We start from the raw sequence: 24,333 nt of genomic DNA on the forward strand, positions 1-24,333 counted from the left end.
ATGGCGAATAACCTATCAGATCGGGAGGCGCCCTTCAGCCCCGTTCCCGTGCCGAGCCAATATAGTTCACGCGGACATCGTCCGACAGGACGAACCCGCGCGCCGGATCGAGTGAAATCCCCTCGATTTCTCCGGCGTGGAAATCGGCCTGCTCCAATGCCGCCGACAGTTCGTCGGGCGTCAGGAAACGGTCCCACTCATGCGTCCCACGCGGCAGCAGGCGCAGCAGCCATTCAGCGCCGACGATCATCACTCCAAAGCTCATTGCGGTGCGGTTGGGCGTCGAGAAGACGAGCAGCCCTCCTGGCTTTAACAGGGACCGCAGGCTGGAGAGGAAGGCGGGCACGTCGGCGACATGCTCCACCACTTCCATGCAGGTAATCAGGTCGAATTTCGCGCCCTCCTGCACCAGCACTTCGGCAGCGGCGAGGCGGTAATCAATGGAAAGCCCCTGTCCCCCGGCATGAACACGCGCGACCTCTATGCTTTGTTCGGCCGCATCAATGCCGGTCACCGTCCCGCCAAGTCGGGCGAGACATTCCGTCAAAATGCCGCCGCCGCAACCGACGTCCAGGCATGACAGATCCTGCAGCCAAGTCGTGCCGTCAGTATCCAGATCGAAATGGGTCGCCACCGCCTGCCGGATGAAGGCAAGCCGCACGGGGTTTACCTTGTGCAGGATCGACGAGGAACCTGATCGATTCCACCATTCGGCCGCCATTTCGGAGAAGAGATTTGCCTGTGCGGGGTCGACGCTGCTCATGATGCGGCTATCGCGATCCAGCGCGGTGATGGCAAGGGGTCAGAGCGTCGCTGTATTCCGCCCCCTCCCTTTGACCGGTCGCCCGGTCGCCCGGTCGCTGCATTGCTTCCCCAGACGCGCAATGGGCGGAACCGCGAAATGCAGCCCCGCCCATTGCAGGAATCGAAATGTCGAAAGCCTGACCTCAGGCGTCCTCGTACTCATCCTCGGTCATCACCGGGCCGGAATCCTGCCCCTTCGCTTCCGTGTCGCGATCAACCAGTTCGATAATCGCCATAGGCGCGGAGTCGGACTGACGCATGCCGAGTTTCAGGACGCGCGTATATCCACCGGAACGGTCGGCATAGCGGCTTGCGAGCACGTCAAACAGCTTCTTCAACTGCGTTTCGTCCATCAGGCGGGCCATGGCGAGGCGGCGGTTGGAAAGGCCACCCTTCTTCGAAAGCGTAATCAGCTTCTCGACATAGGGCCGCAGGGCCTTTGCCTTGGGAACCGTGGTCTTGATCTGCTCGTGCTTGATCAGTGCAGCCGCCATGTTGCGCAGAAGCGCCTGGCGATGGCTTGAGGTACGCTGAAGCTTGCTGAGGCCGTGACGATGGCGCATTGGTCTTTTCCTTCGTTCGTAGAGGGGCCGTATCAGGTACCCCGGTACAGGCGGCGCTTAACGGGGGCCGCCCGAAAACCCGTTTTAGCCCAGAAGATCCTGTTCCATCTTCTTGGCCATTTCCTCGATATTCTCCGGCGGCCAGCCCGGCAGTTCCATGCCGAGCCGCAGACCCATGGAGGAGAGAACCTCCTTGATCTCGTTCAAAGACTTGCGGCCGAAATTCGGTGTACGCAGCATTTCTGCCTCGGTCTTCTGAACCAGATCGCCGATATAGATAATATTGTCGTTCTTCAGACAGTTGGCGGAACGCACCGACAGCTCCAGCTCGTCGACCTTCTTCAGGAGGAAGCGATTGACCTGTTCGTCATTGTCGTCCTCGGCAGCCTGCGCCGTTGACGGGGCAGCCTGGATCGCGCTCGGCTCCTCGAAATTGATGAACAGCGCCAGCTGATCCTGCAGAATACGCGCAGCATAGGCCACGGCGTCTTCCGGCTTTACCGTGCCGTCGGTCTCGATCGTCAGCAGCAGCCGGTCATAGTCGAGTTCCTGGCCGACGCGGGCGTTCTCAACCTTGTAGCTTACGGTACGGATCGGCGAATAGAGCGAGTCGACGGGGATCAGGCCGATCGGGGCATCCGCCGCGCGATTTGCAGCAGCCGTCGCATAACCCTTGCCGCTATTCGCGGTGAGTTCCAGGTTCAGCGTCGCGCCATCGTCCAGATGACAGATAATGAGGTCGGGGTTCATGATTTCCATATCGGAGGAAACCGCGATCTGGCCCGCCTTCACTTCGCCCGGGCCGGTGGCGGTCAGCTGCAGGCGCTTCTGCTCCGTGCCCTCCATCTTCAACGCAACCTGCTTCACGTTGAGGACGATGTCGGTCACATCCTCCCGTACGCCGGGCAGCGAAGAAAATTCGTGCAAGGCGCCGTCAAGCTTGATCGACGTGATCGCGGCACCCTGAAGCGAAGATAGAAGCACCCGCCGCAGCGCGTTGCCAAGCGTCAGGCCGAAACCCCGCTCCAACGGTTCCGCGACGAAGGTCGCCCGATTGTTCGTGACCGATCCCTTCGTTTCGAGAGCGGTTGGTTTCGTGAGTTCCTGCCAGTTCTTCGCGTTGACGGCCATCAATGGGTTCCCTTCGGGAGTATCTAGAATACCGGACAATCAACGTCCGGCAGTAAGCGGGGACAGGCGAGCGCCCGTCCCGGCTCAAAGCTCAGACGCGGCGGCGTTTCGGCGCGCGAACGCCATTGTGCGGGATCGGCGTCACGTCGCGGATCGCGGTAATCGTGAAGCCGATGGCCGACAATGCGCGAAGCGCGGACTCGCGTCCGGATCCCGGACCGCGAACCTCTACCTCGAGGGTCCGCATGCCGTGCTCCTGCGCCTTGCGACCGGCGTCCTCGGCAGCAACCTGGGCAGCATAGGGCGTCGACTTGCGGCTACCCTTGAAGCCCATCATGCCGGCGGAGGACCAACTGATCGCGTTGCCCTGTGCGTCGGTGATCGTCACCATGGTGTTGTTGAAGCTGGCGTTCACATGCGCGACGCCAGACGTAATGTTCTTGCGTTCCCTGCGCCGAACGCGGGCTGGTTCTTTTGCCATTGTCTCGCGTTCCTACTTTTTCTTGCCGGCGATCGGCTTCGCCTTGCCCTTGCGGGTGCGGGCGTTGGTGTGCGTACGCTGACCGCGAACGGGAAGGCCCCGGCGGTGGCGCAGGCCGCGATAGCTGGCAAGGTCCATCAGACGCTTGACGTTCATCGACACCTCGCGACGAAGATCACCTTCGACCTGATAGTCGGTGTCGATCGTTTCGCGGATACTGATGACTTCCTGCTCGGTCAGGTCCTGGACCCGGCGATCGCGCGGAATATTCAGCTTGTTGACGATATCGAGAGCAGACGTGCGTCCGATCCCATGAATATATGTAAGGGCGATCTCGACCCGCTTGTTGGTCGGGATATTAACGCCCGCGATGCGTGCCACGAATAACTTCTCCTCAGCTCCACGGACATGGATGGCCGGGCGGGCCATCGTCCATCTCACAGCATTGTATCAATGCACCGCACCGGCGAGGGCGAGGGCCCGGCCGGTGCCGTTCATGCAGAATATCGGTATTGCGCCGAAGCGCGTCAGATAGGTGCCGACTCGGGGAGTGTCAAGACTCGCTTCAGGCTTCGTCAACCCTTTTGGCCGAAAACGGCTTGGCCGCCGCAGCCCTGCGCCTCACGCCCTCATTTGCCTAAAATACTTGCGATGCTAGCCTTCACCGCGTCCATTGGGGCCATGCCGTCGACACGCGTCACCATCCCCCGCTCTTCGTAGAACGGCAGGATCGGCGCCGTCTTCGCGCGATATTCCGCCAGGCGCGTGCGCACCGTCTCCGCATTGTCGTCTGGCCGCCGCTTGAAGGCGTTCGCGCCGCACACGTCGCAGACGTTCTCAACCTTGGGCAACTTATAGCGGTCATGATAGCCCTCGCCGCATTGGGAACAGGTAAAGCGCCCCTCAACGCGGTCTACGAGCGCCTCTTCGTTGATCGCCAGTTCGATGACATGATTCAGGGTCATCCCCTTTTCCGTCAGCATCGCATCCAGCATTTCCGCCTGCACCTGCGTCCGCGGGAAGCCGTCCAGGATGAAACCGGCCTTCACATCATCGGCATCGAGTCGTTCGGAAACAATACCGGCGACGATCTCATCCGACACAAGCTCGCCCGCGTCCATGACCGCCTTCGCCTGCTTTCCGACGGGTGTTCCCGCCTTTACAGCAGCACGCAGCATGTCCCCGGTGGACAACTGCACCATGCCGCGCTCGCGCTCCAGCATGCTTGCCTGCGTGCCCTTACCTGCTCCCGGCGGACCAAGAAGTATAATATTCACTGGCCGAAGGCCCCCCTTGAACTGAAAATCTAGCGGCGTTTTCCGCGCAACTTGGCCTTCTTGATAAGGCCTTCATATTGATGCGCAAGGAGGTGCGACTGGATTTGCGCAACCGTGTCCATCGTCACGTTGACGACGATCAGCAGACTGGTTCCGCCAAATAGCAAGGCAAGCCCATAGGCACCCATCACCCATTCCGGCAGCAAACAGATGACCACCAGATAAGCCGCGCCGACGGTCGTTATGCGGCTCAGCACATGGTCGAGATAGTCGGCGGTACGCTTGCCCGGGCGTATGCCGGGAATGAACCCACCTTGGCGCTTCAAATTATCTGCCGTCTCCTCGGGATTGAAAACGATCGCCGTGTAGAAAAAGCAGAAGAACGCGATGCCGACGCCATACATCGTCATATAAAGCGGCGTACCGTGCTGTAGTGCCGCCGTAACCTGCAGCATGAAGTCGCTGAACCAGCCGCCACCCCCCGCGGCCTCACCGGGCGCCCCTTGCGCGACAGCGCCCTGCCCGGCGAACTGTGCAACGGTTAGCGGCATCAACAGCAGCGAAGACGCGAAGATCGGCGGGATGACGCCCGCGGTATTCAGCTTCAGCGGCAGATGCGATGTTTCCGCCTGTGCCGGACGCCCACGCGCCGTCTGCCGCTTCGGATATTGCACAAGAACACGTCGCTGCGCCCGCTCCATGAAGCAGATGCCGGCGATGACGCCCAGCGCGCCGACGATGATGAGAATAACGGCGAAGTCGCCAATGGCGCCTGCGCGATTCTGTTCAAAGATCCCGACAAAGGCACCGGGTAGCGTTGCAACGATGCCGGCCATGATGATCAGGGAGATGCCGTTACCGATGCCGCGCGCGGTGATCTGCTCCCCCAGCCACATCAGAAACATGGTGCCGCCCAGCAGCGTAATCATCGTGGTGATGCGGAAGAACCAGCCCGGATCGATCACTGCGCTGGCGTCGCCGCCCCACCCCTCCAGGCCGACGGCAATGCCATAGCCCTGGAAAAGGGTCAGCACGACCGTTCCCATACGCGTATACTGGTTGATCTTCTTGCGACCGCTTTCGCCCTCTTTCTTAAGGGCGGCCATCGTCGGCGACAGCGACGTCATCAACTGAACGATGATCGATGCGGTGATGTACGGCATGATGTTCAGCGCGACGATCGACATGCGCTCCAGCGCGCCGCCCGAGAACATGTTGACGAAGTCGAGAACACCGCCGCGGGTGCGGTCGAACAGCATTTCCAGCTGCTGCGGGTCTATGCCCGGCAACGGCACGAACGAACACAGACGAAAGACGATCAGCGCACCCAGAGTAAAGAGGATGCGCTTCTTTAGGTCGGAGGCCTTCGAAAAGGACGACCAGCTAAGGCCTGCGGCAAGCTGTTCGGCTGCTGATGCCATATGTCTGAGGTTCCCGCTTCACTGACTGGTTCGGAACATAGGGAGGGAAAGGTAGGAGTGCCACTCCCCTCCCTTTCAAAAGGGCGGGGAAGTGGTGCCTCTATCCGCCAGCGCCCACATCTACAAGCTGGCCGCTAAGGGAAGATTTGGTCATCATCGCCCAAGCGCAGGGGCGGACCTGCCCCGAAGGAACGGCCGGAGCGGATCAGGCCTTCACCTTTTCCTTCGGCTCCTTGCGGACCTTCGGGCCGACGGTCTGCGTGACGGAACCACCCGCCTTTTCCACTGCGGCCACAGCACCCTTGGATGCGCGCGCGACGGTCAGTTCGACCTTCTCCTTCAGTTCGCCCTTCGCCAGCAGGCTGACGCCGTTTTTGCCGCCGCGGACCAGGCCAGCTTCGCGCAGTTCGGCCTCACCCAGCGTTCCGGCCTGAAGCTTCTTGGCGTCAAACGCCTTCTGCAGCATGCCGAGGTTCAGTTCGGCATAGTCCTTGGCGTTGGGATTGTTGAAGCCACGCTTCGGGATCCGCATGTGGAGCGGCATCTGGCCGCCCTCGAAGCCGTTGATGCTGACGCCCGAGCGGCTCTTCTGGCCCTTCTGGCCGCGTCCGCTGGTCTTGCCCTTGCCGCTGCCTTCGCCGCGACCGACTCGCATGCGTGATTTGCGGGCGCCCGCATTGTCTTTAAGGTCTGAAATCTTCATAATTTGCACTCGCTTTCGCTTTGTTCGCGCTTGTTTTCCTCCGTCGGAGGAGTGGGGCAAGGGCCCCTGCCTGCTTCGAAAGAGCAGGCCTGCGTAACGCTATTCTTCTACGACCTGCACCAGGTGCGGGATCGAGTTGACCATTCCGCGTGTGGAGGGTGTATCCTCCAGCTCCACAACCCGGTGCATCTTGCCGAGGCCCAGACCGCTTAGCGTCGCACGCTGCTTCTTCGGGCGGCGGATCGGCGAACCGACCTGCTTCACCTTCATCGTCTTTTTCTTGTCTGCCATGTCAGTTTACTCCGCAGTCGCTTCGGCGGGCTCGGCATCTTCCGCCTGCGGCGCAGCCTGCACGTCATCCCGGCGGCCGATCAGATCGGCGATTTTCTTGCCACGACGCTGCGCAACCGTCTTGGGGCTGGACTGGTCGCCTAGCGCTTCGAATGTTGCGCGGATCATGTTGTAGGGGTTCGACGTACCGACGGACTTCGTCACCACGTCCGCAACGCCCAGGCTTTCGAACACGGCGCGCATCGGGCCACCGGCGATGATGCCGGTACCCTGCGGCGCGCTGCGCACGTGAACCTTGCCGGCGCCAAAGCGGCCATAGCCGTCATGGTGCAGCGTGCGACCGTCGCGCAGCGGAACGCGGACCATGGCCTTCTTGGCCGCGGCTGTCGCCTTGTTGATCGCCTCCGGCACTTCGCGCGCCTTGCCATGGCCAAAGCCGGCACGACCCTTGCCATCGCCAACAACGACGAGCGCTGCGAAGCCGAAGCGCTTGCCGCCCTTCACCGTCTTCGACACGCGGTTGATGTGAACCAGCTTCTCGATCAATTCCTCGCCGGTATCGTCGCCGCCGCGACCGCTGCGATTGTCGCGTCCGCCGCGACCGCCGCGATTGTCACGTCCGCCGCGACCGCCGCCGCCGCCAGGGCCACCGCGACCACGACCGCCACTGGGGCCGCCAGGACCCCCAGGGCCACGACGTGCGTCATGGTTGGAGGGCGCGCCCTGCGGGTTCGACGCAGCTGGCGTTTCCGAATTCGGGGTAGGATCGGTCGCAGCCGAAGGAATGGTTTTTTCGTCTGCCATAATCAGAACTCCAATCCGCCTTCACGGGCGGCATCGGCCAGCGCCTTTACGCGGCCATGAAAGATGAAACCGCCGCGGTCGAAAATGACACGACCGACACCGGCTTCCTTCGCGCGTTCGGCAACGCGCTTGCCGACATCGGCAGCGGCAGCGACGGTTGCACCGCCATTTGCCTTCACATCCTTCTCGAGCGAAGAGGCAGAGGCAACCGTAATGCCCTCCACATCGTCGATCACCTGAGCATAGATATGCTTCGAGGTGCGGTGGATACTGAGGCGCGGCTTCAGGCCGCCCTTGGCGCGAAGCGCGGTGCGGACGCGGCGGCGGCGGCGAGCGAATGGGGACAGTTTCTGTGCCATATTACTTCTTCTTGCCTTCCTTGCGGAATACATATTCGCCGCGATATTTGATGCCCTTGCCCTTATAGGGCTCCGGCTTGCGCCAGCGGCGAATTTCCGCTGCGACCTGACCGACCTGCTGCTTGTCGATACCAGAGATTTCGACTGTGGTCTGATCCGGCGTCTTGATCTCGATCCCTTCCGGAATCGCATAATCGACGTCGTGGCTATACCCAAGCTGCAGCTTCAGCGTCTTGCCCTGCGACTGCGCGCGATAGCCGACGCCGGAGATTTCCAGCACCTTCGTAAAGCCTTCGCTGACACCGGTTACGAGGTTCTGCACCAACGTGCGCTGCATTCCCCAGAAGGGGCGCCCGCCCTTGCGCTTCGGCGTGACCGAAACCGTACCGTCCTCGATCGTATATTCGATCTCGTCGCGGGTGGCCATGGACAGCTCGCCCTTCGGTCCCTTGATCGACAGTGTCTCACCGGCGAGGTTCGCCGAGACACCGTCGGGCAGCGCGACCGGCTGTTTTCCGATTCGTGACATCGATTTACCTCCTAGAAGACCTGGCAGAGCAATTCGCCGCCGACATTCTGTTCACGCGCTTCCGCGTCGGACAGAACGCCCTTTGGCGTCGAAACGATGGTGATGCCCAGGCCCGAGCGTACCTTAGGCAGATCGTTGGCACCGGAATATACCCGGCGGCCCGGCTTCGACACGCGCTGCAGATACTGGATCGCAGGCGCACCTTCGAAATATTTCAGCTCGATGCGGGTGAAGGTCTTGTTGCCCTCCAGCTCCTCATCGGAATGGCCGCGAATATAGCCTTCGCGTTCCAGCACGTTCAGCACGTTACGGCGCAGCTTGGACGAAGGAGTCACGATGGAATCCTTCTTCGCCTGCTGGCCATTACGAATGCGGGTCAAGAGGTCCGCGAGCGGATCGGTCATTGTCATCTCAGCGCTCCCCTTCTTACCAGCTGGATTTCGTCAGGCCTGGGATCAGGCCCTTATTGCCCAGTTCGCGGATCATGATCCGCGACAGGCCGAACTTGCGATAATAACCGCGGCTGCGGCCCGTCAGCTCGCAGCGATTGCGCACGCGCGTCGGGTTCGCATTGCGGGGAATCTCCGCCATCTTAAGGCGAGCCATCAGACGTTCGTCATCGTCGACGCTCTCGTCCTCTGCAATCGCCTTCAGCTTTGCATACTTCCCAGCATATTTCTTAACGAGCTTCCTGCGATGCTCATTCTTGTTCACGGAACTCAGTTTCGCCATGGACTTAAGTTCTTTCCTCAATCTGCGCTTCGGCCAGGCCAAAGCTTCGTTAATTGATCATCCGGGCCTTTGCCCATGAATGACAATATATGTCGGACGGCCTCAGGCCGCCTTCTTTTCCTCGTCTTCTTCCATACCGGTGAAAGGCATCGAAAGGCCTTTCAGGAGGGCGCGGCCCTCATCGTCGGTATTGGCCGTCGTCGTGATGATCACATCCATGCCACGGGTCTGATCGACCTCGTCGTAGTTGATCTCCGTAAAGACGATCTGCTCCTTGATGCCCAGGGCATAATTGCCGCGGCCGTCAAAGCTGTCCGGATTGGTACCACGAAAGTCGCGCACGCGCGGCAGTGCGATGTTCACCAGACGGTCGAGAAATTCCCACATGCGCGCGCCGCGCAACGTGACCTTCACACCGATCGGGTTGCCTTCACGCAGCTTGAACGTCGCGATCGACTTCTTGGCCTTGGTGATGACGGGCTTCTGACCAGCGATCTTCGTCATTTCGGCGAAGGCGTTGTTCAGATGCTTCTTGTCGTCGACGGCCTTGCCGACGCCCATGTTCAGGACGATCTTCTCGATGCGCGGTACCTGAAGCTCGTTCTTGTAACCGAACTGCTCCTTCAGCGCCGAACGCACCTTCTCCTGATAGATCGCCTGCATACGCGGCGTATATTTCTGTTCCTCAGCCATTGATTACCTCGCCGCTCTTCTTTGCGATGCGGACCTTCTTGCCGTCGCGAACTTCGAAGCCGACACGCGTCGGCTTGCCCGTCTTCGGATCTTCCAGCGCGACATTCGAAACCGCCATCGGCGCCTCGAACCGGTCGAGCCCGCCCTGTGGGTTACCCTGGCTGGGCTTCCGGTGACGCGTCATGACATTCACGCCCGAAACGACGACCTTGCCGTCGCGCGGGAGCACCTGGGTCACGTCGCCGTGCTTGCCCTTGTCCTTGCCCGAAAGGACGACGACACGGTCGCCCTTCTTGATCTTAGCCGATGCCATCAGAGCACCTCCGGTGCCAGGCTGACGATCTTCATCAGGCCCTTGCCGCGCAGCTCGCGCGTCACCGGACCAAAGATACGCGTTCCCAGCGGTTCCTTGTTGTTGTTGATCAACACCGCGGCATTGGTGTCGAAACGGATCACCGTTCCGTCGTCGCGGCGAATATCCTTGGCGGTGCGAACGACCACGGCACGGTGCACGTCGCCCTTCTTAACGCGGCCACGCGGCTGTGCTTCCTTGACGGAAACGACGATCGTGTCGCCGACGCCGGCAAAGCGGCGCTTCGACCCGCCCAGCACCTTAATGCACTGGACGCGCTTGGCACCGGAATTGTCCGCTACCTCAAGGTTTGACTGCATCTGGATCATCTAATTCGCCCCTTCCGCAGCCGCGCCCGACGCGTCGTCCGAAACGCCGGACTTGCCAGCCTTGCCGATCACTTCCCACGTCTTCGTCTTGGAGATGGGCTTGCATTCCTGAATGCGAACCTTGTCGCCCATTGCGTAGGCGTTCTCCGCGTCGTGCGCGTGATATTTCTTCGAACGGCGAATAATCTTGCCGTAAAGCGGGTGCTTCACGCGGCGCTCGATCAGGACCGTTACCGTCTTGTCGCCCTTATCGGACACGACCTCGCCGGTCATAATGCGCTTCGGCATGGCCTTATCCCTCTGCCGAGCTGCGGGCGCGCTCGGTCTTCAAAGTGTTGATCTGCGCGATGGTGCGGCGCACCTCCTTCACGCGGCTCGGCTTTTCCAACTGCCCGGTGGCGGACTGAAAGCGCAGGTTGAACTGCTCCTTTTTCAGCTGTGCCAGCTCGGTGTTCAGCTCGTCATCCGATTTGGTTTTCAGGTCGGCAATCTTCGCCATGATCAGACCTCCTCGCCCAGACGGTGAACGAACTTCGTGCGGATGGGCAGCTTGGCCGCGGCGCGTTCGAACGCGGTGCGCGCGATTTCCGCCGATACGCCGTCCAGCTCGAACATGATACGGCCCGGCTTTACGCGCGCAGCCCAATATTCCGGTGACCCCTTGCCCTTACCCATGCGGACTTCCGCCGGTTTCGAGGAGACGGGTACGTCTGGAAAGATGCGGATCCACAAGCGGCCCTGGCGCTTCATCGCGCGGGTGATGGAGCGGCGTGCGGCCTCGATCTGGCGCGCGGTGATACGTTCCGGCTCCATGGCCTTCAGGCCGAAGGCGCCGAAGTTCAGCTCGGTACCACCCTTGGCATTGCCATGGATGCGGCCCTTGTGCGCCTTCCGGTATTTGGTGCGTTTCGGTTGCAGCATTGTCTAGCCTTCTGACAGGAAAAGAGGTCCTCGATCAGGCGTCAGCCGCGGTATGTTCGGTTAGGAACTACCGCGCCGGACGGACCCCCGATGTTTGTGCGTCCATCATGGCCTTTTCCTGGCCAAGCGGGTCATGCTCCAAGATTTCACCCTTGAAGATCCAGACCTTGACGCCGCAAATGCCATAGGCGGTCTTTGCCTCGGCTTCTGCATAGTCGATGTTCGCGCGAAGCGTATGGAGCGGCACGCGCCCCTCACGATACCATTCGACGCGGGCGATTTCGGCGCCGCCGAGACGGCCACCGCATGTGATCTTGATGCCTTCGGCACCCAGACGCAGCGCCGACTGAACCGCGCGCTTCATGGCACGACGGAATGCGATACGACGCTCCAGCTGATCGGCGACACCCTGTGCGACAAGCTTGGAATCGACTTCCGGCTTGCGGATCTCGACGATGTTCAGCGACACGTCGGAGGACGTCATCGATCCGATCGCCTTACGCAGCTTGTCGATGTCCGCGCCCTTCTTGCCGATGATGACACCGGGGCGGGCAGCATAGACGCTAACACGGCACAGCTTCGCAGGACGCTCGATCACGACCTTCGAAATTGCCGCCTGCGGCAGGGTCTTCATGATATATTCGCGGATCTTCAGATCCTCGACCAGCTGTCGCGCATAGGTTTCACCGTCGGCGAACCAGCGGCTGTCCCAGGTGCGGTTGACCTGCAGGCGCAGGCCGATGGGGTTCGATTTATGACCCATTAGTTCTGCTCCTCTTCATCACGTTCGCGCACAACGATGCGGATCCGGCTGAACGGCTTGACGATCGCCGCGGAACGGCCACGCGCACGTGCCTTGAAACGCTTCATGGTCAGCGATTTCCCGACCGAAGCTTCCGCCACGATCAGAGCGTCGACGTCCAGATTATGATTGTTTTCCGCATTGGCGATTGCCGATGCCAGTGCCTTCTGCACAGGTTCGGCAAATCCCTTGTTGGAAAACTTCAAGATGTTCAGCGCCTCTTCAGCCTTCTTGCCACGGATAAGTCCGGCGACCAGGTTCAGCTTATAGGGGCTTCCGCGCAGCGTGTTTGCTACGGCCAGCGCTTCGCGCTCGCCAACCCGGCGGGGATTCTTCTGCTGTCCCATTACCGCTTCGCCTTCTTATCGGCCATGTGACCGAAATAGGTGCGCGTCGGAGCGAATTCGCCCAGCTTCATGCCCACCATTTCCTCGTTCACAGCGACCGGGATGAATTTCTTGCCATTATAGACGTTGAAGGTCAGGCCGACGAACTGCGGCAGGATCGTCGAACGACGCGACCAGGTCTTGATCGGCGTCTTCTTCGAAGCTTCCTGCGCGTCATCTGCCTTCTTCAGAAGGTGGAGGTCGACGAACGGACCTTTTTTTAGCGAACGTGCCATACCTACCTCTTCTTCTTCCGCGCATGGCGCGAGCGGATGATCATCTTGTTCGACGCCTTCTTCGGATCGCGCGTCTTCGCACCCTTTGTCGGCTTGCCCCACGGCGTCACAGGATGACGACCGCCCGAGGTCCGGCCTTCACCACCACCATGGGGGTGATCGACCGGGTTCTTTGCGACACCACGCGTCAGCGGGCGAATGCCGCGCCAGCGGTTGCGACCAGCCTTTGCCAGCGTCTGGTTGGAATTGTCGGGGTTCGAAACCGCGCCAACCGTCGCCATGCAATTGCCGGGAATGTAGCGCGTTTCGCCTGATCCCAGACGGATGATCGTCAGGCCGCGATCCTTGCCGACCACCTGGGCATAGGTGCCGGCGGATCGTGCCAGTTGACCACCCTTACCGGGCTTCAACTCGACATTATGGATGATCGTGCCAACCGGCATCTGCGACGTCTCCATCGCATTACCCGGCTTCACGTCGACCTTCTTGCCGGCGACGATCTTGTCGCCAGGACCAACGCGCTGCGGCGCCAGAATATAGGTCTGCTCGCCATCGGGATAGCTAACCAGCGCGATGAAAGCGGACCGGTTAGGGTCATATTCCAACCGCTCGATCGTGCCTTCGACGTCCCATTTACGACGCTTGAAGTCCATGATGCGATATTTACGCTTGTGACCGCCACCGATGCCGCGCGACGTGACATGGCCTTTATTGTTGCGGCCGCCCGTCCTGTGCAGTCCTTCGGTCAGCGCCTTGACGGGGCCGCCCTTATGAAGCTGCGAACGGTCGACAAGCACAAGGCCGCGACGGGCCGGGCTGGTCGGACGATATTGTTTGAGCGCCATCTTACACTCCGCTCGTAATGTCGATCATGTCGCCGTCAGCCAGCGTCACAATCGCTTTTTTCACATCGGCGCGCTGATAGGGACGACCCTTCCAGCGCTTCACCTTGCCCTTGGCGATCATGGTATTGACCGCCGTCACCTTGACGTCGAACAGCGATTCCACGGCCGCCTTGATCTCAGGCTTCGAAGCGGACTTCGCCACCTGGAAGGCAACCTGGTTATGCTCCGACATCATCGTCGACTTTTCGGTGATGATCGGGGCGCGCACCACATCATAGTGGGAAAGCTCCGCCACGGTCTTTTCAGCTTTTTTAGCCATTGAACCGCGCCTCCAGCTTCTCGACCGCGGCCTTTGAAAGGACCAGCGTGTCATGGTTCAGGATGTCGTAGACATTGGCACCCGCCGCCGGCAGCACATTCATGTGCGGCAGGTTGCGAACAGCCTTCGTGAACATGTCGGGCTTGTCGCCATCGATGAACAGCGCCTTCGTCAGGCCCAGCTTCTCCAGCGAAACCTTCATCGCGGATGTCTTTGCATCCTTGATGTCGAAATCGTTGACGACGATCAGCTTGCCCTCTGCAGCCTTCACCGACAGCGCCGTCTTCAAGCCGAGTGCACGAACCTTCTTGTTCAGCGACTGCTCGAAGCTGCGAACACGGGGACCATGTGCCTTGCCGCCGCCGACGAAAATCGGCGCGCGACGGTTGCCGTGACGGGCGGTACCGCCGCCCTTCTGACGACCGAATTTCTTGCCGGTGCGGGCAACGTCGGAACGTTCGCGCGCGGCACGGGCGACAGCGCGACGATTGGCGAGCTGCCATGTGACGACGCGGTGCAGGATATCGGGGCGCGCTTCGAGGCCGAAGATTTCATCCTTCAACTCGATGTCGCCCGAGGCCTTGCCGTCCAGGTTTGTGACCTTGACCTTCACTTACGCCTCCGCATTTTCGCTTGCGGCGTCATCGGCCGTCTCGGCGGGCGTATCAGCCGCCTGGGTTTCGGAATTCTCGTTATTGTTCGCACCGCGAACGCTGCCGGGATAGGGCAGGTCGGCAGGCTGCTTCACCTTGATTGCGTCGGATACCAGCAGCCATCCACCCTTCGATCCCGGCACGGAGCCACGAACGAACAGCAGGCCACGCTCGGCGTCCGTCTCAACAATCTCCAGATTCTGCTGGGTACGCAGACGGTCGCCCATATGGCCGGCCATCTTCTTGCCCTTGAAAACCTTGCCTGGATCCTGACGCTGGCCGGTCGAACCATGCGAACGGTGCGACAGCGAAACGCCGTGCGAGGCGCGCAGACCACCAAAGCCCCAGCGCTTCATCGCGCCGGCGAAACCCTTACCCTGGGTACGGCCCTGGATGTCGACTTTCTGCCCTGCGGCGAAATGATCTGCGGAGATGACCGACCCGACATCAAGCAGTGCATCGCCCGAAACGCGGAATTCCGCGAGGCGCGCCTTTGGCTCGACTTCGGCCTTGCCATAAAAGCCACGCTGCGGCTTCTTGACGTTCTTCGCCTTTGCCGTGCCGGCACCCAGCTGCAACGCCGTGTAACCGTCGCCATCTTCCTTGCGATGTCCGACGACCTGACAACCTTCCAGGCTCAGAACCGTCACCGGTACATGCCGGCCGTCCTCCTGGAACAGGCGCGTCATGCCCATCTTTTTCGCGATCACGCCAGTGCGCATGATCATTCCTTTCTCTCAGAGGCCCGCCGATTCGATGCCGGAGGGCTTGGTTAAAATTTTTGGTCGCACCAGCACATGCCGGTGAACCACCTTACCTGGCGGCTTACGCCCCCAGCTTGATTTCCACATCCACACCGGCGCTGAGATCCAGCTTCATCAGCGCGTCGACCGTCTGCGGCGTTGGCTGCACTATGTCCAGAAGACGCTTGTGCGTACGAACCTCGAACTGCTCCCGGCTCTTCTTGTCGATGTGCGGGCCGCGATTGACCGTAAATTTTTCGATGCGGGTCGGCATCGGAATGGGGCCGCGAATCATCGCGCCCGTACGCTTTGCCGTGTCGGCGATCTCACCGGTTGCCTGATCCAGCACGCGATGGTCAAAGGCCTTCAGGCGGATTCTGATATTCTGCGTTTCCATCGGACGTTCGACCTCAAACCCTCAAAACAAAAGAGAACCGGTCCGACACTGCGCCGGACCGGCCCTTTGGCATATTGCCATTTTTACTTCGTGATATCGCCCACAACGCCGGCGCCGACCGTACGGCCGCCCTCACGGATTGCGAAACGAAGGCCTTTGTCCATTGCGATCGGTGCGATCAGCTTGACACCCAGGCTCACATTGTCACCCGGCATAACCATTTCCGTGCCCTCTGGCAACACAACTTCGCCAGTTACGTCGGTCGTACGGAAATAGAACTGGGGACGATAGTTCGCGAAGAACGGCGTGTGACGGCCACCCTCGTCCTTTGAGAGGACATAGACCTCTGCGGAAAACTCGGTGTGCGGCGTGATCGAACCGGGCTTGGCCAGAACCTGACCGCGCTCGACGTCCTCACGCTTCGTGCCGCGCAGCAGGGCGCCAACATTGTCGCCAGCCTCGCCACGATCCAGCAGCTTGCGGAACATCTCGACGCCCGTGACGGTCGTCTTGACGGTGTCCTTGATGCCGACGATTTCGATTTCCTCGCCAACCGTGACAATACCCGTTTCGATACGACCGGTCACAACCGTACCGCGACCGGAGATGGAGAACACGTCCTCGATCGGCATCAGGAACGGCTGGTCCAGCGGACGCTCTGGCTGCGGAATGTAGTCGTCGACTGCCTTCATCAGCTCCAGGATCTTCTCCTTGCCGATATTGTCGTCGCGGCCCTCGAGGGCAGCAAGCGCCGAACCCGCAACGATGGGAATATCGTCGCCGGGGAATTCATAGCTCGACAGCAGTTCGCGGATTTCCAGCTCGACCAACTCAAGCAGCTCTTCGTCGTCGACCTGATCAACCTTGTTCATGAACACGACCATCGCAGGCACGCCAACCTGACGTGCGAGCAGGATGTGCTCCTTCGTCTGCGGCATGGGACCGTCGGCTGCGTTCACCACCAGGATCGCGCCATCCATCTGCGCGGCACCGGTGATCATGTTCTTCACATAGTCGGCGTGGCCCGGGCAGTCGACGTGCGCATAGTGGCGGTTGTCGGTCTCATATTCGACGTGTGCCGTCGAAATTGTGATGCCGCGCTCGCGCTCTTCAGGCGCCTTGTCGATGTTCGCGAAGTCGACGGCTTCGCCGTGACCGGCCTCGGCCAGAACCTTCGTAATCGCGGCCGTCAGCGTCGTCTTGCCATGGTCAACGTGACCAATGGTGCCGATGTTGCAGTGCGGCTTGTTGCGCTCGAATTTTGCCTTACCCATATCTAATAACCCTCTTCACTTCCTAGGTTAATCTCGTTTTTACAAAGCCCGGGCGTTAGCCTGCGAGCTTCGCCTTGACTTCGTCCGCAACGTTTTGCGGCACTTCTTCATAGTGGCTGAACTGCATCGTATACTGGGCGCGGCCCTGCGTCATCGAACGCAGCTGGTTCACATAGCCGAACATATTGGCCAGCGGCACCATGGCTTCAACCACCTGAGCGACACCGCGGACTTCAGTACCCTGAATTTGCCCACGGCGAGAGTTCAGATCGCCGATGACGTCGCCCATGAAATCCTCAGGGGTAACGACTTCGACCTCCATCATCGGCTCAAGCAGCTTGATGCCCGCCTTGTCGGCGGCTTCGCGCATGGCGCCACGGCCGGTGATTTCGAACGCCATCGCCGACGAGTCGACGTCATGATAGGCACCGTCCGTCAGTTCGACGTTAAAGTCGATGATCGGGAACCCGATCAGCGCGCCCGATTCGGCCACTTCGCGAATGCCCTTTTCGACGGAGGGGATATATTCACGCGGAATATTACCGCCCTTGACGCTGTCGACGAAGGTCACACCGGAACCACGCTCGCCAGGCGAAACGGTCATCTTCACGCGACCGAACTGGCCCGAACCACCCGACTGTTTCTTATGGGTGTAATCGATGTCGACGGTACGCTTCAGCGATTCGCGATAGGCGACCTGAGGCGCGCCGACATTCGCTTCGACCTTGAATTCACGCTTCATGCGGTCGACCAGAATGTCGAGGTGAAGTTCGCCCATGCCACGAATGATCGTCTGACCGGATTCCTCGTCGGACTGCACGCGGAAGGACGGATCCTCCTGCGCCAGGCGATTGAGCGCGATGCCCATCTTTTCCTGGTCCGCCTTGGTCTTCGGCTCCACGGCGACGGAGATGACCGGATCCGGAAACTCCATACGCTCCAGAATGATCGGCTTGGACGGCGAGCACAGCGTGTCGCCCGTCGTAACGTCCTTCAAACCAACCAGCGCAACGATGTCGCCGGCAAAGGCTTCCTTGATGTCCTCACGATCGTTCGCGTGCATCAGCAGCATGCGACCGATCTTTTCCTTCTTGTCCTTCACCGTGTTCAGGACCTGCGACGAGGCTTCCAGCTTGCCCGAATAGATACGGGCAAAGGTCAGCGTGCCGACGAACGGATCGGACATGATCTTGAATGCCAGGGCAGAGAACGGCGCATCGTCGGAGGACGGACGCGTATCGGTCTTCGGCTCTTCATCGTCGAGCGTGCCGGGAAGCACGCCCTTGATCGCAGGAACGTCGGTCGGTGCTGGCATGTAATCGACCACAGCGTCCAGCAACGGCTGCACACCCTTGTTCTTGAACGCAGAACCGCACAGCACGGGAACGAAATCCTGCGCCAGCGTGCCCTTGCGAATGAGGCGCTTCAGCGTGGCAACATCAGGCTCATTGCCTTCGAGATAGGATTCCATGACCTCGTCGTCCTGCTCTACGGCCATTTCGATCAGTTCGGAACGGGCGGCGGCGGCGGCGTCCTTCAGATCGTCGGGAATGTCGACGATGTTGAACTCGGCGCCCAGCTTTTCGTCTTCCCAGATGATCGCCTTGTTCTGCACCAGGTCGACGATACCCTTCAGGTCCGCCTCAATACCGACGGGCAGCGCCAGAACCATCGGACGCGCACCAAGACGATCCTTGATCATCTCGACGCACATTTCGAAATTGGCACCGGTACGGTCCAGCTTGTTGATGAAGCACATCCGCGGAACCTTGTACTTGTCCGCCTGGCGCCACACGGTCTCCGACTGCGGTTCAACACCGGCCACGCCGTCGAACACGGCAACCGCACCGTCGAGCACGCGGAGGCTGCGCTCCACCTCGATGGTGAAATCAACGTGACCCGGCGTGTCGATGATGTTGACGCGATGATCTTTCCAGAAGGTCGTCGTCGCAGCGGACGTGATCGTGATGCCGCGCTCCTGCTCCTGTTCCATCCAGTCCATCGTCGCGGCGCCATCATGCACCTCGCCGATCTTGTACGACTTGCCGGTATAATACAGAATCCGCTCAGTCGTCGTCGTCTTACCGGCGTCGATGTGCGCCATAATACCGATGTTACGGTACATTTCGATCGGATGTTCGCGGGCCATGGGGGACAGTTCCTGGTCGAGAGTTCTAGGGTACGACTACCAGCGGTAGTGAGAGAAGGCGCGGTTTGCTTCGGCCATGCGGTGGGCATCTTCGCGCTTCTTGACGGCATTGCCACGGTTCTGGCTGGCATCCATCAGTTCGGACGACAGCCGCTGCGCCATGGTGTTCTCCGGGCGGCCGCGCGCTGCGGAAATCAGCCAGCGAATGGCCAGTGCCTGTCCGCGCTCGGGGCGAACCTCCACAGGCACCTGATAGGTTGCACCACCGACGCGGCGGCTACGCACCTCTACGGCGGGCTTCACATTGTTCAGCGCCTCGTGGAACACGTGCAGCGGATCGGTCTTCATCTTGCCCTCGATCGAATCGAGCGCACCATAGACGATGGATTCCGCGACAGACTTCTTACCCTGATACATGACGAGGTTCATGAACTTCGTGAGAATCGTATCTCCGAAGCGGGGATCGGGCAGAATTTCGCGTTTTGCGGGACGGCGACGACGGGCCATGGCTCAGATAATCCTTATTTAGGCTTCTTGGTGCCGTACTTGGAACGGCTCTTCTTACGGTCGCCGACGCCCTGCGTGTCGAGCACGCCGCGCAGCACATGATAACGCACACCGGGAAGATCCTTCACGCGGCCGCCACGGATCAGGACCACGGAGTGTTCCTGCAGATTGTGGCCCTCGCCGGGGATGTAGCCGATGACTTCGAACCCGTTGGTAAGACGAATCTTCGCAACCTTACGAAGCGCCGAGTTCGGCTTTTTCGGGGTCGTCGTATAGACACGCGTACAGACGCCGCGCTTCTGCGGATTCGCCTCAAGCGCGGGGACCTTGTTGCGAGCCTTCTGCGGCACGCGCCCCTTCCTCACCAGCTGGTTGATCGTTGGCATCTATTCACCTTCACGAGCGTTCGAATTGATGTCCGGCCCGACGACGCGCGCACGAACGAAAAAAGACAGACCGGATGAGACCGAATTAGGCTCCACCCGGACCTGTCTGTAACTGTATCAACGTAAACGGAGATTTCTCTCCGCCTCGCCATCGGACCGCGTTTAGGGGCTTACCCTACGAGCCAGTCCGCGAGCTGTTGTGAGCCAGCATATAGGAAAGTGTGCCGATGCGGTCAACGGGATTCGGGGGGCACGGCCCGGTGGCCACACGTGCAGGTCCCCTTGCGGGCCAATGCGGCGGCTGCCCCATTTTAGCCATTGCACTGTCCGCCAAGAATGGTGACACCGCTATCGGGTTGATCGAGTAGAAGCGAGGCTAGGGTGGCAAGGAAAGTGCGGGCTCGGAAAAGGCGGGTCCGCAAGGGCTGCTTTCGGCCATTCCGTTTCCTCGGCAAGCTCCTTCTCGCCGTGCTGCTGCTTACCCTCGCCTGGGTGCTGGTTTACCGGTTTGTCCCCGTCCCCGCGACCAGCATCATGATCCGCGACTGGACGAATGGCACCGGCGTGACGCGTGATTGGGTCGGCTTCGATCAGATCAGCCCGAACCTGCCCCGCGCCGTGATTGGCGCGGAGGATGCCAAGTTCTGCGCGCATTGGGGTTTCGATTTCGAGGCGATCGAAAAGGCCATGGAAACGAACGAGGCCGGCGGCCAAATGCGCGGCGCCTCCACCATTTCGCAGCAGACGGCGAAGAACGCCTTCCTGTGGCCGGGACGGAACATGGTGCGCAAGGGGCTGGAAGCCTATCTCACCGGCCTGATCGAGGTCGTGTGGGGCAAGCGCCGCATCATGGAGGTGTACCTCAACGTCGCCGAATTCGGTGTCGGCGTCTATGGCGCGGAGGCCGCAAGCCGCCACTATTTCTCGAAAAGTGCAAAGGATCTGACACGGACCGAGGCTGCGCGGCTTGCCGCCATTCTGCCGGACCCCATCACCCGCAGCGCCTCTCGCCCCGGTCCCTACACGACGCGCTATGCCGGAGACATCGAGCGCCGGATCTCCATCGTCGACCGGGACGGACAGGATAGCTGCCTGGGGATCTAGCACTGGGCGGGAGCGTCGCCACGCCAGTCGCCACCCCAAGGCCGCGCGGCTACATCACCCGCGTATTATAATGATGCCAGCACAGGATCGCCGCCGCCCCACGATGGGGACGCCAACCCTCCGCCAGTGCGCGGGTCTGCTTCTCTGACGGGCGCCCCTCGTGGCCGACCATCTCGCCCGCCGCCACCTGTATGGCTAGGTCGCCCGCCGGCCAAACGTCGGCCCGGCCCTCGGCGAACAGCAGATAGACCTCGGCCGACCAGCGCCCGATACCCTTTACCGCAACCAGCTTTGCGATTGCTTCCTCATCATCCTCTGGCAGCGCATGAAGGTCTAGCGCACCAGACGCCACATGGGCGGCCAGATCGCGAACATATTTCACCTTCTGTCCCGATAGCCCCGCGGCGCGCAGTTCCGTCTCCTCCAGGGCCAGAAGAGCGTCCGGAGACTGTATGTCGTCCACCAGGTCTGCAAAACGCGCCCAGATTGCCGCCGCCGCTTTGACGCTGACTTGCTGCCCGATGATCGTCCGCAACAGCGTCTCATAGCCCGCGTCCCTGCCGCGTGGTTCTGGGTAGCCAATGCGCGTCAGACAGGCGGCGACATTCCCGTCGATCGCCGCCAGTGCATCGAGGCTGGCCTTGAGCTCAGTTTCGTTCAGTCCCATGGCAGCATCCGTTTTGACAGGCATTCACGCTTCGCTATGAGCGACCGTCAAATCAAGTGTCCGAGCTTACGGGAGGTAAAAGATGCCAAAATTGATCGTCGTCACGCGCGACGGAACGGAAAACAATGTGGAGGCAGAGGCAGGCCTGAGCGTCATGGAAAATATCCGCGACGCAGGCTTTGATGAATTGCTCGCCCTCTGTGGCGGCTGCTGCAGCTGCGCCACCTGCCACGTCCACGTCGCGGAGGATTGGCTGGCAAAGGTCGGCCCGCCAAACGAGGACGAAGAGGATCTCCTCGAATCATCCGATCACAAGCGCGCCAATTCGCGCCTGTCCTGTCAGATCGACATGACCGAGGAACTGGACGGTCTGAAAGTGCAGATTGCCCCCGAAGACTGAAAGAGTCCCGTGCGTCGCAGGCGCTGGCGATAAAAGGCCAGCCCTGCTACCAGTCACGACATGAAGCCCGACACTACCCGCACGAAGGGTTTCTTCGCAGACAAGAATCGCGCCTTCTGGCTGCTGCAGGGCGGCGGCTGGGCCGGCTATTTCTTTCTGCGCGCCTTTGGCGGCCTCGCCAATTCCATGGGCATCAACTACATCCTGCCGGCGCTGATTGTTACCGCGACGGGCTTTTCGCTTACCCTGCTGATGTCGGCTGCGTACCGGCGCATCATTCGCATGCGGCCTGTGTTCGTCTGGACCCTGACGCTGCTGGTGATCGTGGTGGCGTCGTCGGTGTTTTCGATTCTGGAGGTCTGGGCGCATGCCCGCTTCTTCAATCCGGAGTTCCGGCCGGAGGGCGTGCAGTTTTTTGGCGCCATCCTCCTCGACCTCAGCGTCCTTGGCGCATGGTCCGGCCTCTATTACGGCATCAACTTCTACCTGATGCTGTCGCAGCAGACGGAGGACATGTTGAAGGCGCAGGCACAGGCGTCACAGGCCAGCCTCGCCATGCTGCGCTATCAGGTGAATCCGCATTTTCTGTTCAACACGCTGAATTCGATTTCCACCCTCGTCCTTCTGAAGGACGAGCGGGCCAATTCCATGCTGTCACGGCTTTCCTCCTTCCTGCGCTATTCGCTGTCGGAGGACCCCGGCACCCGCGTCTCGCTCGAACAGGAACTCGCCGCCCTGAAGCTCTATTTCGATATTGAACGAATGCGTTTCGAGGATCGCCTGCAGACCAGCTTCGACATCGAACCGGGCGCGGAAAAGGTCTGCATTCCATCGATGATCCTGCAGCCGCTGGCGGAAAATGCCGTGAAATACGCCGTCACGCCGCAGGAGGAAGGCGCCTCGATCATGGTCAGCGCGCGGCGCGTGGGGCAGGACCGAGTCTTCATCGACGTCGCCGACACCGGCCCGGGCCTCAACGCCGCCCGCCCCATTTTCGTGGATGGCACCGGCGTCGGGCTGAAGAACATTCGCGACCGTCTTGCCGAGAGCTATGGCGACAAAGCGAGCTTCATGTTGGCGGATCGCCCGGAGGGTGGCGTGGTAGCGCGGCTCGATATCCCGTATGATACAAATACAGGGAAGCTGGAGGAGCCAAGCGCATGACCATTTCCACAATTCTCGTCGATGACGAGCCTCTCGCCACGAAGGGCCTGGAGATGCGCCTGGCGCCTCATGAGGACATTGCGATCGTCACCACCTGCGCAAATGGACGAGAGGCGATTCGTGCCATCAAGACGCACAAGCCCGATCTCGTCTTTCTGGACATACAGATGCCCGGCTTCGATGGATTCAGCGTCATCAACGCACTGCAGGACATAGACCCGCCGCTGTTCGTCATGGTGACCGCCTATAATGAGTTCGCGCTGAAGGCCTTCGAGGCTCATGCCGTCGATTATCTGATGAAACCGGTCGACGAAGACCGCCTGTCGGACACGCTGTCTCGTGTGCGCCAGCGCCTGACCGAGCGCAATGCCGAGGTGGAGCGTCGCCAGTTGAAGGAGCTGTTGAACGAAGTCGCTCCGGAGGCGGCGGAGGCCCATGCCGAAGGGGGCGGCGCCGCCACGGATCCCGGCCGCTATGAAAAGCTGATCAACATAAAGGACCGGGGTCAGATATTCCGCGTGGAGGTCGGCAGCATCGAACGCATCGATGCGGCTGGCGATTATATGTGCATCTACACCGGCGATAACACGCTGATCCTGCGTGAAACGATGAAGGACCTGGAAAGGCGTCTGGACCCGAAGATGTTCCAGCGCGTCCATCGCTCAACCATCGTCAATCTGGATCAGGTGAAGGAGGTGAAGCCGCACACGAATGGCGAAAGCTTCCTGACCTTGGGTTCCGGCGCACAGGTAAAGGTCAGCCGTTCCTACAGGGAAGTCATCGCGCGCTTCCTCTGATCCGGCACGGGTGCGCCCGGCACCGTTTTCCGCACAAGCGGGCGGCGCCCCCTAACTGAATGGCAAGGGAGACGCCGCAAGGCGAAATCCCTATCCCGCCTGTCTGGAAATCAG

General features: G+C 60.7%; 37 protein-coding genes. 4 read left to right on the forward strand and 33 right to left on the reverse strand.

Annotated features, from left to right (window positions below; translation table 11 throughout):
* Positions 1 to 34: 34 nt before the first annotated feature.
* The 32 genes from ubiG to rpsL form a co-directional block, all read right to left on the reverse strand.
* Positions 35 to 763, reverse strand: a complete 729-nt coding sequence (gene ubiG / locus ACSMXM_RS08630) for a bifunctional 2-polyprenyl-6-hydroxyphenol methylase/3-demethylubiquinol 3-O-methyltransferase UbiG (protein ID WP_460315546.1) — start codon at positions 761 to 763, stop codon at positions 35 to 37.
* Between the two features lie 184 nt (positions 764 to 947).
* Positions 948 to 1,367, reverse strand: coding sequence for a 50S ribosomal protein L17 (rplQ, locus tag ACSMXM_RS08635; protein WP_460315547.1), 420 nt, complete (start codon positions 1,365 to 1,367; stop codon positions 948 to 950).
* A gap of 84 nt (positions 1,368 to 1,451) precedes the next feature.
* On the reverse strand, positions 1,452 to 2,498 hold the full coding sequence (locus ACSMXM_RS08640; RefSeq protein ID WP_460315548.1) for a DNA-directed RNA polymerase subunit alpha: 1,047 nt from the start codon (positions 2,496 to 2,498) through the stop codon (positions 1,452 to 1,454).
* 91 nt (positions 2,499 to 2,589) lie between these two features.
* Complete coding sequence (rpsK, locus tag ACSMXM_RS08645) at positions 2,590 to 2,979, reverse strand: 30S ribosomal protein S11 (RefSeq protein ID WP_460315549.1); 390 nt, start codon at positions 2,977 to 2,979, stop codon at positions 2,590 to 2,592.
* Positions 2,980 to 2,991: 12 nt separating this feature from the next.
* Positions 2,992 to 3,360 (reverse strand): 30S ribosomal protein S13, encoded by a 369-nt coding sequence (gene rpsM, locus ACSMXM_RS08650; protein ID WP_460315550.1) that lies wholly within the window; start codon positions 3,358 to 3,360, stop codon positions 2,992 to 2,994.
* A 248-nt stretch (positions 3,361 to 3,608) separates the two neighbouring features.
* Positions 3,609 to 4,256 carry an adenylate kinase gene (locus ACSMXM_RS08655; protein WP_460315551.1) on the reverse strand — a complete coding sequence of 216 codons (648 nt, stop codon included), beginning with the start codon at positions 4,254 to 4,256 and terminating at the stop codon, positions 3,609 to 3,611.
* A gap of 29 nt (positions 4,257 to 4,285) precedes the next feature.
* On the reverse strand, positions 4,286 to 5,677 hold the full coding sequence (gene secY, locus ACSMXM_RS08660) for a preprotein translocase subunit SecY (protein WP_460315552.1): 1,392 nt from the start codon (positions 5,675 to 5,677) through the stop codon (positions 4,286 to 4,288).
* Positions 5,678 to 5,882: 205 nt separating this feature from the next.
* Positions 5,883 to 6,380, reverse strand: a complete 498-nt coding sequence (gene rplO, locus ACSMXM_RS08665) for a 50S ribosomal protein L15 (RefSeq protein WP_460315553.1) — start codon at positions 6,378 to 6,380, stop codon at positions 5,883 to 5,885.
* 99 nt (positions 6,381 to 6,479) lie between these two features.
* The gene (rpmD, locus tag ACSMXM_RS08670; RefSeq protein ID WP_460315554.1) at positions 6,480 to 6,671 is read right to left on the reverse strand and encodes a 50S ribosomal protein L30; all 192 of its coding nucleotides are present in this window, start codon (positions 6,669 to 6,671) and stop codon (positions 6,480 to 6,482) included.
* 6 nt (positions 6,672 to 6,677) lie between these two features.
* A complete protein-coding gene (rpsE, locus tag ACSMXM_RS08675; RefSeq protein ID WP_460315555.1) occupies positions 6,678 to 7,475 on the reverse strand; it encodes a 30S ribosomal protein S5 in 798 nt (265 codons plus the stop codon).
* 2 nt (positions 7,476 to 7,477) lie between these two features.
* A complete protein-coding gene (gene rplR, locus ACSMXM_RS08680) occupies positions 7,478 to 7,834 on the reverse strand; it encodes a 50S ribosomal protein L18 (RefSeq protein ID WP_460315556.1) in 357 nt (118 codons plus the stop codon).
* A gap of 1 nt (position 7,835) precedes the next feature.
* On the reverse strand, positions 7,836 to 8,363 hold the full coding sequence (rplF, locus tag ACSMXM_RS08685; RefSeq protein ID WP_460315557.1) for a 50S ribosomal protein L6: 528 nt from the start codon (positions 8,361 to 8,363) through the stop codon (positions 7,836 to 7,838).
* Between the two features lie 11 nt (positions 8,364 to 8,374).
* A complete protein-coding gene (rpsH, locus tag ACSMXM_RS08690) occupies positions 8,375 to 8,773 on the reverse strand; it encodes a 30S ribosomal protein S8 (protein ID WP_460315558.1) in 399 nt (132 codons plus the stop codon).
* A 16-nt stretch (positions 8,774 to 8,789) separates the two neighbouring features.
* Positions 8,790 to 9,095 (reverse strand): 30S ribosomal protein S14, encoded by a 306-nt coding sequence (gene rpsN, locus ACSMXM_RS08695; protein ID WP_460315559.1) that lies wholly within the window; start codon positions 9,093 to 9,095, stop codon positions 8,790 to 8,792.
* A 102-nt stretch (positions 9,096 to 9,197) separates the two neighbouring features.
* Entirely contained in the window at positions 9,198 to 9,788 is a 591-nt protein-coding gene (rplE, locus tag ACSMXM_RS08700) for a 50S ribosomal protein L5 (protein ID WP_460315560.1), read from the reverse strand.
* On the reverse strand, positions 9,781 to 10,101 hold the full coding sequence (rplX, locus tag ACSMXM_RS08705) for a 50S ribosomal protein L24 (protein WP_460315561.1): 321 nt from the start codon (positions 10,099 to 10,101) through the stop codon (positions 9,781 to 9,783). Before rplX ends, rplE begins: the two co-directional genes overlap by 8 nt.
* Positions 10,101 to 10,469 carry a 50S ribosomal protein L14 gene (gene rplN, locus ACSMXM_RS08710; protein ID WP_460315562.1) on the reverse strand — a complete coding sequence of 123 codons (369 nt, stop codon included), beginning with the start codon at positions 10,467 to 10,469 and terminating at the stop codon, positions 10,101 to 10,103. The genes rplX and rplN overlap by 1 nt, the downstream gene beginning before the upstream one ends.
* Positions 10,470 to 10,757 (reverse strand): 30S ribosomal protein S17, encoded by a 288-nt coding sequence (rpsQ, locus tag ACSMXM_RS08715; protein WP_460315563.1) that lies wholly within the window; start codon positions 10,755 to 10,757, stop codon positions 10,470 to 10,472. It abuts the gene before it with no gap.
* Positions 10,758 to 10,761: 4 nt separating this feature from the next.
* Positions 10,762 to 10,968 carry a 50S ribosomal protein L29 gene (gene rpmC, locus ACSMXM_RS08720; protein WP_460315564.1) on the reverse strand — a complete coding sequence of 69 codons (207 nt, stop codon included), beginning with the start codon at positions 10,966 to 10,968 and terminating at the stop codon, positions 10,762 to 10,764.
* Positions 10,969 to 10,970: 2 nt separating this feature from the next.
* Positions 10,971 to 11,390, reverse strand: coding sequence for a 50S ribosomal protein L16 (gene rplP, locus ACSMXM_RS08725; RefSeq protein WP_460315565.1), 420 nt, complete (start codon positions 11,388 to 11,390; stop codon positions 10,971 to 10,973).
* 67 nt (positions 11,391 to 11,457) lie between these two features.
* Positions 11,458 to 12,153 (reverse strand): 30S ribosomal protein S3, encoded by a 696-nt coding sequence (rpsC, locus tag ACSMXM_RS08730; protein ID WP_460315566.1) that lies wholly within the window; start codon positions 12,151 to 12,153, stop codon positions 11,458 to 11,460.
* Positions 12,153 to 12,539 (reverse strand): 50S ribosomal protein L22, encoded by a 387-nt coding sequence (gene rplV, locus ACSMXM_RS08735; RefSeq protein WP_460315567.1) that lies wholly within the window; start codon positions 12,537 to 12,539, stop codon positions 12,153 to 12,155. The genes rpsC and rplV overlap by 1 nt, the downstream gene beginning before the upstream one ends.
* Entirely contained in the window at positions 12,539 to 12,814 is a 276-nt protein-coding gene (rpsS, locus tag ACSMXM_RS08740) for a 30S ribosomal protein S19 (RefSeq protein ID WP_460315568.1), read from the reverse strand. The genes rplV and rpsS overlap by 1 nt, the downstream gene beginning before the upstream one ends.
* 2 nt (positions 12,815 to 12,816) lie before the next feature.
* Positions 12,817 to 13,659: a 50S ribosomal protein L2 gene (gene rplB / locus ACSMXM_RS08745; protein ID WP_460315569.1), complete on the reverse strand. Its 843-nt coding sequence runs from the start codon at positions 13,657 to 13,659 to the stop codon at positions 12,817 to 12,819.
* Position 13,660: 1 nt separating this feature from the next.
* The gene (locus tag ACSMXM_RS08750) at positions 13,661 to 13,978 is read right to left on the reverse strand and encodes a 50S ribosomal protein L23 (protein ID WP_460315570.1); all 318 of its coding nucleotides are present in this window, start codon (positions 13,976 to 13,978) and stop codon (positions 13,661 to 13,663) included.
* Positions 13,971 to 14,591 carry a 50S ribosomal protein L4 gene (gene rplD / locus ACSMXM_RS08755; protein ID WP_460315571.1) on the reverse strand — a complete coding sequence of 207 codons (621 nt, stop codon included), beginning with the start codon at positions 14,589 to 14,591 and terminating at the stop codon, positions 13,971 to 13,973. The genes ACSMXM_RS08750 and rplD overlap by 8 nt, the downstream gene beginning before the upstream one ends.
* Entirely contained in the window at positions 14,592 to 15,353 is a 762-nt protein-coding gene (gene rplC / locus ACSMXM_RS08760; RefSeq protein ID WP_460316385.1) for a 50S ribosomal protein L3, read from the reverse strand. It abuts the gene before it with no gap.
* A 103-nt stretch (positions 15,354 to 15,456) separates the two neighbouring features.
* On the reverse strand, positions 15,457 to 15,771 hold the full coding sequence (gene rpsJ / locus ACSMXM_RS08765; protein ID WP_460315572.1) for a 30S ribosomal protein S10: 315 nt from the start codon (positions 15,769 to 15,771) through the stop codon (positions 15,457 to 15,459).
* A gap of 83 nt (positions 15,772 to 15,854) precedes the next feature.
* Positions 15,855 to 17,045: an elongation factor Tu gene (tuf, locus tag ACSMXM_RS08770; protein ID WP_460315573.1), complete on the reverse strand. Its 1,191-nt coding sequence runs from the start codon at positions 17,043 to 17,045 to the stop codon at positions 15,855 to 15,857.
* Between the two features lie 55 nt (positions 17,046 to 17,100).
* Positions 17,101 to 19,194 (reverse strand): elongation factor G, encoded by a 2,094-nt coding sequence (gene fusA, locus ACSMXM_RS08775; RefSeq protein WP_460315574.1) that lies wholly within the window; start codon positions 19,192 to 19,194, stop codon positions 17,101 to 17,103.
* 36 nt (positions 19,195 to 19,230) lie between these two features.
* On the reverse strand, positions 19,231 to 19,701 hold the full coding sequence (gene rpsG / locus ACSMXM_RS08780; RefSeq protein WP_460315575.1) for a 30S ribosomal protein S7: 471 nt from the start codon (positions 19,699 to 19,701) through the stop codon (positions 19,231 to 19,233).
* A gap of 14 nt (positions 19,702 to 19,715) precedes the next feature.
* A complete protein-coding gene (rpsL, locus tag ACSMXM_RS08785) occupies positions 19,716 to 20,087 on the reverse strand; it encodes a 30S ribosomal protein S12 (RefSeq protein WP_460315576.1) in 372 nt (123 codons plus the stop codon).
* Positions 20,088 to 20,480: 393 nt separating this feature from the next.
* Between rpsL and mtgA the strand changes: the two genes are divergently transcribed.
* A complete protein-coding gene (gene mtgA, locus ACSMXM_RS08790; protein WP_460315577.1) occupies positions 20,481 to 21,191 on the forward strand; it encodes a monofunctional biosynthetic peptidoglycan transglycosylase in 711 nt (236 codons plus the stop codon).
* A gap of 49 nt (positions 21,192 to 21,240) precedes the next feature.
* Here mtgA and ACSMXM_RS08795 read toward each other — a convergent pair whose 3' ends face one another.
* Positions 21,241 to 21,882 carry a DNA-3-methyladenine glycosylase family protein gene (locus tag ACSMXM_RS08795; protein ID WP_460315578.1) on the reverse strand — a complete coding sequence of 214 codons (642 nt, stop codon included), beginning with the start codon at positions 21,880 to 21,882 and terminating at the stop codon, positions 21,241 to 21,243.
* Positions 21,883 to 21,940: 58 nt separating this feature from the next.
* On the opposite strand from ACSMXM_RS08795, the gene ACSMXM_RS08800 reads away from it, so the two are divergent.
* From ACSMXM_RS08800 to ACSMXM_RS08810, 3 genes are read left to right on the forward strand one after another with little or no spacing between them, the layout of a single operon-like run.
* Positions 21,941 to 22,258: a 2Fe-2S iron-sulfur cluster-binding protein gene (locus ACSMXM_RS08800; protein WP_460315579.1), complete on the forward strand. Its 318-nt coding sequence runs from the start codon at positions 21,941 to 21,943 to the stop codon at positions 22,256 to 22,258.
* Between the two features lie 60 nt (positions 22,259 to 22,318).
* Positions 22,319 to 23,422, forward strand: a complete 1,104-nt coding sequence (locus tag ACSMXM_RS08805; protein WP_460315580.1) for a sensor histidine kinase — start codon at positions 22,319 to 22,321, stop codon at positions 23,420 to 23,422.
* A complete protein-coding gene (locus tag ACSMXM_RS08810) occupies positions 23,419 to 24,219 on the forward strand; it encodes a LytR/AlgR family response regulator transcription factor (RefSeq protein WP_460315581.1) in 801 nt (266 codons plus the stop codon). Before ACSMXM_RS08805 ends, ACSMXM_RS08810 begins: the two co-directional genes overlap by 4 nt.
* The last annotated feature ends 114 nt before the right edge of the window (positions 24,220 to 24,333 follow it).

Source organism: Pacificimonas sp. ICDLI1SI03 (assembly GCF_054740865.1).